The following is a 1,106-nucleotide window of genomic DNA, read 5'->3' as shown; positions in this document are numbered from 1 at the left end:
TTATTTACAAGTTAAATCGAAGATATTTTGGAGAAAAGTTATTTGAAAGGCTGATTATTGCTAATATCACAGCTTTAGGTTAGAAAACGGATATTCAAAATTATTTTAACATTTTCATTGATAAAAACAATTCAGTCGGTGACTTTTATCACACAATTGTAAGTCGATAAGTCGATAAGTTTGTTGTACTAATTTAAATAAATGTGTATGACAAAAACTCTCTTATTTTTGTCAATGTTTGCTTCAGTTTTTTCCTTTGCACAGGAAGATCTGCTGAAAGATATTGATACCGTTCAGACGAAAAACACCGATGTTTCCCAACCCGCTTTTAAAGCTTTGCAAATTGTAACCGGGCAATCTACCAAACTTCCCGCAAAGAATGAATGGTATATTGTTGTGGCGCACCGCTTCGGTGATGTAAGCAAAGGATTTAAAAACTTCTTCGGGCTGGATGATGCTTCCACAAAACTCGGCGTCATTTATGGCATTACAGACGGGATCTCAGTAAGCCTTTCCAGAGAAACCAACCTTAAAACTTTCGAAGGCGGAGTAAAATATAAGCTCGTAAAACAGAGCGAAAACTTTCCTATAGACGTTGTAGGCTACAATGTTCTGGCGGTAAATACAGATCTCAGCAAAGATAATTATCCGCATCTTCAGTTTGGGGACAGACTTTCTTATCTTACGCAGGCTTTAATTTCCAGAAGATTCAGCGATAAATTTTCTCTTCAGCTAACGCCATCTTACGTTCACAAAAATCTCTACGAACCTACTATTGAAGATAAAAATCAGTTTCTTGCAGGTTTGGGAGGACGTTATAAAATCTCCAAAAGAGTTTCTATTAATGCAGAATATTTTGTGAATTTCGACAATCACAGTTTCTATAAAAATCCGCTTTCTTTAGGAATGGATATAGAAACCGGGGGACATGTGTTCCAGCTTTTGTTCACCAATTCCCAGCTGAATTCGGACATCGGTTATTTAACCAATGCAGCCGGAAAATGGGAGAAAGGGCAGATTTTCTTTGGGTTTAATCTTTACAGAGTATTTTAAAGTATGAAAAAGTTTATGTACATCATTTCATCAGCAGTGGTATTAACGGCTTG

1 protein-coding gene is annotated in these 1,106 nt (G+C 36.3%); it reads left to right on the top strand.

All coding sequences use genetic code 11. The features are described 5' to 3' along the window. Positions 1-207: 207 nt before the first annotated feature. Entirely contained in the window at positions 208-1,053 is an 846-nt protein-coding gene (locus DD829_RS23325) for a DUF5777 family beta-barrel protein (RefSeq protein ID WP_108410939.1), read from the top strand. The last annotated feature ends 53 nt before the right edge of the window (positions 1,054-1,106 follow it).

The organism is Chryseobacterium sp. HMWF035, assembly GCF_003094695.1.
Taxonomy (GTDB): domain Bacteria; phylum Bacteroidota; class Bacteroidia; order Flavobacteriales; family Weeksellaceae; genus Chryseobacterium; species Chryseobacterium gambrini.
Note: the sequence above shows the minus strand (reverse complement) of the source record. Positions and strands in the feature narration are given on the sequence as shown.